General features: G+C 38.0%; 9 protein-coding genes and 1 pseudogene. 5 read left to right on the top strand and 5 right to left on the bottom strand.

What is annotated here, in order from left to right:
* Nucleotides 1-81: 81 nt before the first annotated feature.
* The 3 genes from ACTF6W_RS06580 (at nucleotide 82) to ACTF6W_RS06570 (ending at nucleotide 1,730) form a co-directional block, all read left to right on the top strand.
* A complete protein-coding gene (locus tag ACTF6W_RS06580) occupies nucleotides 82-864 on the top strand; it encodes an acyl-CoA thioesterase (RefSeq protein ID WP_438993748.1) in 783 nt (260 codons plus the stop codon).
* Nucleotides 830-1,252 (top strand): DUF1801 domain-containing protein, encoded by a 423-nt coding sequence (locus tag ACTF6W_RS06575; protein WP_438993747.1) that lies wholly within the window; start codon nucleotides 830-832, stop codon nucleotides 1,250-1,252. Before ACTF6W_RS06580 ends, ACTF6W_RS06575 begins: the two co-directional genes overlap by 35 nt.
* A gap of 112 nt (nucleotides 1,253-1,364) precedes the next feature.
* Nucleotides 1,365-1,730 carry a winged helix-turn-helix transcriptional regulator gene (locus tag ACTF6W_RS06570; protein ID WP_438993746.1) on the top strand — a complete coding sequence of 122 codons (366 nt, stop codon included), beginning with the start codon at nucleotides 1,365-1,367 and terminating at the stop codon, nucleotides 1,728-1,730.
* Here ACTF6W_RS06570 and ACTF6W_RS06565 read toward each other — a convergent pair.
* The 5 genes and pseudogenes from ACTF6W_RS06565 to ACTF6W_RS06545 all read right to left on the bottom strand — a co-directional run bounded on the left by ACTF6W_RS06565 (nucleotide 1,727) and on the right by ACTF6W_RS06545 (nucleotide 4,746).
* Nucleotides 1,727-2,254, bottom strand: coding sequence for a DUF2461 domain-containing protein (locus tag ACTF6W_RS06565; RefSeq protein ID WP_438993749.1), 528 nt, complete (start codon nucleotides 2,252-2,254; stop codon nucleotides 1,727-1,729). The two genes, ACTF6W_RS06570 and ACTF6W_RS06565, sit on opposite strands and share 4 nt — an antisense overlap.
* Nucleotides 2,251-2,421: pseudogene (locus tag ACTF6W_RS06560) on the bottom strand (DUF2461 family protein); the annotation flags it as partial. The gene ACTF6W_RS06565 and the pseudogene ACTF6W_RS06560, both read right to left, overlap by 4 nt.
* A 3-nt stretch (nucleotides 2,422-2,424) precedes the next feature.
* On the bottom strand, nucleotides 2,425-3,381 hold the full coding sequence (locus tag ACTF6W_RS06555; RefSeq protein ID WP_438993745.1) for an MBL fold metallo-hydrolase: 957 nt from the start codon (nucleotides 3,379-3,381) through the stop codon (nucleotides 2,425-2,427).
* Nucleotides 3,378-3,836 (bottom strand): hypothetical protein, encoded by a 459-nt coding sequence (locus tag ACTF6W_RS06550; RefSeq protein ID WP_438993744.1) that lies wholly within the window; start codon nucleotides 3,834-3,836, stop codon nucleotides 3,378-3,380. Before ACTF6W_RS06550 ends, ACTF6W_RS06555 begins: the two co-directional genes overlap by 4 nt.
* Nucleotide 3,837: 1 nt before the next feature.
* Nucleotides 3,838-4,746, bottom strand: a complete 909-nt coding sequence (locus ACTF6W_RS06545) for an MBL fold metallo-hydrolase (protein WP_438993743.1) — start codon at nucleotides 4,744-4,746, stop codon at nucleotides 3,838-3,840.
* Between the two features lie 162 nt (nucleotides 4,747-4,908).
* Here ACTF6W_RS06545 and ACTF6W_RS06540 point away from each other — a divergent pair, with 162 nt between their 5' ends.
* Both ACTF6W_RS06540 and ACTF6W_RS06535 read left to right on the top strand, forming a co-directional pair.
* Complete coding sequence (locus ACTF6W_RS06540; protein ID WP_438993742.1) at nucleotides 4,909-5,247, top strand: hypothetical protein; 339 nt, start codon at nucleotides 4,909-4,911, stop codon at nucleotides 5,245-5,247.
* Nucleotides 5,248-5,284: 37 nt separating this feature from the next.
* On the top strand, nucleotides 5,285-5,639 hold a 355-nt coding region (locus tag ACTF6W_RS06535; protein WP_438993741.1), incomplete at its 3' end, for a tetratricopeptide repeat protein.

The raw sequence follows: 5,639 nt of genomic DNA, 5'->3' as shown, positions 1-5,639 counted from the left end.
ATATAAAGTGGTGAAAGAGGAAGTTGATGTCAGTGAGAATGGAGTAGAAGTTCCAGTTCTTACCATGGAAAAGGATTTTTAATGGTCCATTACACCGACCGAACAATTCACTTAACGGATATCGTGTTTCCAAAAAATATTAATCATCATGAAACATTGTTTGGTGGCGCGGCCCTTAGTTATATGGATAAAGTTGCCTTTATAGCAGCGACACGGTTTGGCAGATGTCATTTTGTGACAGCATCATGTGATAATATTGATTTTGAAAAACCTGCTTTTAAAGGGAATATTGTTGATTTCGCAGCGACAGTTGTCAATGCGGGCAGGCGGGCTTTAAAAGTTGAGGTGGTGATGATGGCAGAGGATATGTTAACGGGAGAGCAAGTGATTTGTACGCGCGGTACGTTCAATATGGTTGCTGTGCCCGCAAAAGGTGAAAAAGAAATTGGTAATTTACCTTTATCCGGCCTAAAAATGGCTGAGAAATCCTTTGCGGATCTAAATGCGGATCAAAGGCTTGTGGAATTGGTTTTTGCAGACGACACAAACCACCATGGAACTCTTTTTGGGGGGCATGGGTTATCATTAATGGCAAAAGCGGGATTTATTACCGCAACACGCCATTGCCGTTCGGTGATGGTTCTTGCATCACTAGATAAAACTAATTTTAAAGCCCCAATTCAAATTGGTGAAATTGTTGATTTAAGTGCAAAAGTAATCCGCGTTGGAAATAAGTCTTTGACCGTTAATGTTAAAATGTGGGGTGAGGGACTATTAACAGGGGAAAGAAATTTCTGCGCGGACAGTGATTTTATAATGGTAGCGGTTGATGAATACGGAAATTCAAAAAAAATATGCCAGTAAGCTTTTTAATTCGATAGTTGATCATTATACAGTCGAGTTGAAAGATAAATTTTTATATTTGAAATCATTAATTTACGAGCAGGCCGCATTAAATCCAAAAATTGGTGAAATTGAGGAGAGCCTCAAATGGGGTCAATTAAGTTACGTCAGTAAAAACCGAAGTGGTACCCCCATCAGATTAGGAATTGAGAGAAAGATGCCCGGATACTTTGGACTTTATGTTAATTGCAGTACGACCGTAATTAACGATGCCAAACATATTTACGGCGATAAATTTCAATGTGATGGAAATCGCGGGTTAATGTTTAAGTCTGATGATCAATTACCTGAAAAAGAAATCCGCCATATCATCGATATTATTCTTTGTTATCATATTAATAAGATGTAATTAGCTTTAAAATATAAAGTTATATAAAGTTATTTAATAACAATTTCTTAGAGAAAAAACTTCGTTTGCAAAAATTCATTTTACGTTTTATACTTATCCTTAGGAGTTTACGATGGGAATGATAAATACGAATAGACGGTCTCAGTGTGCAATTTCAACGGGACTGGATTTTTATGGTGATAAATGGACATTATTGATCATTAGGGACATGATTAAAGGGAAGTCACGTTTTAAGGAATTCGAAGAAAGTGATGAAGGTATTCCGACAAATATTCTTTCAAGCCGTTTAAAAAAATTAGAAGAGCAAGGGTTTATAAAAAAAGAACCTTATCAATTAAAACCAAAGAGATTTCAATATACGCTCCTTGATAAAGGACGTGATTTAATTCCGATTATGCAATCAATGTCGAAATGGTCAATTAAATATGGGGACGATGTTAAATCGCCACCACCAGCCTTTTTTGAAATAAAAGTTTAAAATTCAATTCCTTTTGCGTCACAAATGAAGGCAAGCAAAGGTGAGGCAGCATCAAATGTTTTTGCGACTTCATCAAGAAAATCAGCGGACTGTGTTCTTTTGAAATCCTTTTCTTCTTTCATTGCGAAAAAGCTTTTTCTTTTGATATCTTCGATATATTTATGATCGCCATCATATCCCCGTGGTGGACGTTTTAAGCCATCGCCATGAAGTTCGCCAAAGGTATTAATGATATGGACGTTTTCAATAACGGCTTGCCATTTTTTAGGGTAATAACAAATTCGGTCACGTATATCGCCAAGGGTGCCGCTTTCCGGCAACCAAATACCACCGCCATAAAAGATACTGTCTTTTTTAAGATTAAGATAAAAGCCGGGCGCATGGGCGTTTTTACCAAGTTTATGACGAAATTGTATGTCTGCGTTTTCTTTATATGGGTTTTTATTTTTTGAAAAACGGGCATCACGATAAATACGGAACATCGAACCGCCGCTTTTTTTGGAATTGCGGTATAATGCGGCGATATTTCCTTTAACCGTTCCCCCATGTCAACAATGAAATCCATGCATGGTGTGACAACATCTGCTTCATAGCGGGGTTTGTTTTTAGTAAACCATTCGCGGTTATTATTTTCTTTTATTTTATCAAAAAATTGCCAAAATTCGGGCTTAAAACCCTTAAAATAAGACATTTATTACTCCGCATTTATTCCAAAGTCTAACGGATCTTTAACGATGATACTGAAATCACCAAAGTTATACGTTCTTCGGTTACGTCCCTGTTCGAATGGTGTGGTTGGGTTTATGACCGCCATGGTCGCGGCTCTTAGCTCATCTAGATAACTGGCTGGTTGCATGGTTTCATTGTGGCCGGGCATAAGGTAATCAACATCATTTCGGTATCCGAACATAATTTGCGAGGTAATAAAGAAATCCTCGAAACTAGCGGTTTCAGAATAAACATAAATTGGGGCAGGGTAGAATGTATCACCGGTGAACATCATCCGGTTTGCTTTATCAACTAATATAACACTATCTGGGGAATGGCCGGGCGTAAAAATCACCTGAATTTCGCGACTGCCTATATCAATTATTTCACCGTCATTGACAAATTTATCGATTTCATAGGCTTTGCTTTCATATTTTGTAATGTCGAATTCTTCGGGTAAGTTTTTCCAAATGGTATCCATTGTCATGCTGCTGCCAATATCAGCATTACTATGCCCTTTTGCGTTTCCTGCTGTATAAGGTGTATCCAATCCGTAAATAGTTTCAAATTGGTAATTGCTGCTTACGTGATCATAGTGACTGTGGGTATTCATTACAATAATGGGTAGGTTGGTAAGTTGATCAACAACTGACTTAAGATCACCAACCCCTTGTAACGTGTCGACAAGCAGTGCGTTATCTGAACCTAGCAATAAATAACTTATCGCCTCTTGCCATTGGAAAGGTTCATAAATGGCATATGTGTTGTCTGTGACTTTGTAAACTTCAAACCAGCTATTTCCCACATCAACTTTTTCAAATTGTGACCAGCTTTCCCGCGGTAAGGCGTCATGCCATTTAGGTTCAGCTGGGGCTTCTGGCTGCTTGTCGCAGGAGCTCATGAAAAGGATGGAGAATAATGTTAGCGCGATTTTTTTGATCATAATATAGCCTTTTTAAGGTGAGCTCTTAAATCTTCTTTTTCCAATTTTGTAATATCAATGGAAAGCATTTTTTCAATTCGTTCATTTAAAACGGAAAACACTTTATTGAAATTGTCTTCCATATTACCGAATTTGGTTGAAGGGTCGTCCATGCCCCAATGGACGTGTACGGATTTTCCGACATATGTCGGGCATTTCTCTTTTAATACTTTGTTACAAAGCGTTATGACGATATCCGCGCCCCACGTATCAAAGGTGTTCCATGATTTTCTTACTAGGTTTACAGAACTAAAGTGATTATCTTTTAAGACACGATGAGCAACAACATGAATGTCATCACCAGGTTTGCTTCCGCCACTTGCTGCTTTGATACCCATATGAGCATATTTTCGAGTAATAGATTCCGCAATAATACTGCGTCCCATATTATTTGTGCTTAAATATAATATTTTCATTTTATTCTGGTGGATCTTTCACAAGAGCGGCAAAACCATCAAATTCATACCTGCGGCGTGCTTCCTGTTTTTCAAATGGTGTATTTGGATCGCGCATTGCTTCAAATGCTTTATACAATTCCCCCAAAAAGTTTGGATTTGCAACAATTTCTCCATGACCGGGAAGGATATATTTAACATCATTTTCCATTTCAGCAATTTTCTTTGCTGATGTAATATAGTCTTTGAAATATGCATCACTTCTATGGGCCCAAAGTGTTGATGGATAAAATGTGTCGCCAGTTGATAATAATCCAGCCGCGCGATCAAAAAATAACATGCCGTCAGGTGTATGTCCTGGTGTAAAGATCACTTCGATTTCGCGACCGCCAAGATCAATTTTTTCACCGAGTTTTAAATACTTGGTAATTTTGAATGATTTACTTTCATATTTTTCAAATGAAAACCCTTCTGGTAGTGGGCCGCTAACGGCAGAGGGTTGGAGGGCATTTTGCCATGTGCTTTTGGGATGGCCACTTGCATTCTTTTTTGTAAATTCATGATCACGGCCATAGACCGTATCAAATAAATAATTATTGCTGACGTGGTCATAATGAGTGTGTGAATTGGCGACTATGATCGGAAGGTTTGTGATCGCGTCAACGGCATCTTTAATGTTACCAAATCCCATTCCTGTATCAATTAATAATGCTTTTTCCGTTCCTACAAAAAGATAAGAAACCGTTTCCTGCCAATGTTTTGGTGCAAGTATAGCATAGGTATTTTCATTAATTTGATAAGGTACATACCAACCGTACGACGTGGCCTTTTCACCAAGATCAAGGATTTTGAAATTTTCCTTATCATATTCATCGGCAAATGATGAGAATGCCACTATTGTCATTACTAAAAATATAAGTGGTTTAAGCATTGAATAATTCTTTCAGATATTTTTGAATATTACGGTTTTTAGTCTAACAGTATTTTGTTCTGCGGCTCAAGCTCTATTAAGTAATATTTTCATTGGTTTACCTTAATGTTTATGTCATATATATTAACCATGAATTTTAAGAACTAATGAAGGGTTTTTTATATGCGCACTCTATTGCTTCCTACTGTGATTGGCGGGTTAATGGCTTCTGCGGTCAGCACGCAAGCACAGGATATTTTGGAAAAGAAATCTGATGATCCGCTTGTGCAAGCGGCATACGCGAAAACGGCAACCCCGTCTGGTGTCCCTTACCGTGAAAAAGATATGGGCGCTAATAGTGAAGATTGGTTTAAAGGTGATCTTGAAGGTGCAAATATAGTTTTTGCGTCAACACCACTAGAAGAAAGTTCTTATAGCTGGCGTGGTCGCCGTGAAGGGTTCATGGGTAATTACGCTAAGGCAGTTGATATGTTCACCCAAGGATTAGAATTATTCCCCTGAAAGTTATGCGCTTTATCGTTACCGAGGGTTTCATCTGGTGAGAAATTATCAATTCGAAGAGGGATTAATTGATCTTCGCCGTGCGGAAGAACTTATTGAAAATGTTGATGTGTCGCCAGTTCAAGAAGGCATTCCGGGTAAATCAAATTATAGCCCAAGGACATTTAAGAGAAATATTTATTTCTTTATTGCCGAGAGCAGCATGGCGACAGGCGATTATAATACTGTAATTGAATATATGGATAAGGCCTATGATGCCAATCAATTGCGATATAAAGATGATTTCTTAGTATCGACAGCATTTTATAAATATATGGCGATGCGTAAATTAGGGCGCCATGATGAAGCCATCGAAATGGTGAAAGCCATTCCAAACGGATTGGATATTATTG

The sequence above is a fragment of the Pseudemcibacter sp. genome (genome assembly GCF_965661635.1).
Lineage (GTDB): Bacteria > Pseudomonadota > Alphaproteobacteria > Sphingomonadales > Emcibacteraceae > Pseudemcibacter.
This window is presented reverse-complemented; position numbering and strand designations above follow the sequence as displayed.

Bases quoted from the DNA above. Each gene is read 5' to 3' on its own strand.
- ACTF6W_RS06580 (WP_438993748.1), top strand. From the start codon at position 82: ATGGTCCATTACACCGACCGAACAATTCACTTAACGGATATCGTGTTT.
- ACTF6W_RS06575 (WP_438993747.1), top strand. From the start codon at position 830: ATGAATACGGAAATTCAAAAAAAATATGCCAGTAAGCTTTTTAATTCG.
- ACTF6W_RS06570 (WP_438993746.1), top strand. From the start codon at position 1,365: ATGGGAATGATAAATACGAATAGACGGTCTCAGTGTGCAATTTCAACG.
- ACTF6W_RS06555 (WP_438993745.1), bottom strand. From the start codon at position 3,381: ATGATCAAAAAAATCGCGCTAACATTATTCTCCATCCTTTTCATGAGC.
- ACTF6W_RS06550 (WP_438993744.1), bottom strand. From the start codon at position 3,836: ATGAAAATATTATATTTAAGCACAAATAATATGGGACGCAGTATTATT.
- ACTF6W_RS06545 (WP_438993743.1), bottom strand. From the start codon at position 4,746: ATGCTTAAACCACTTATATTTTTAGTAATGACAATAGTGGCATTCTCA.
- ACTF6W_RS06540 (WP_438993742.1), top strand. From the start codon at position 4,909: ATGCGCACTCTATTGCTTCCTACTGTGATTGGCGGGTTAATGGCTTCT.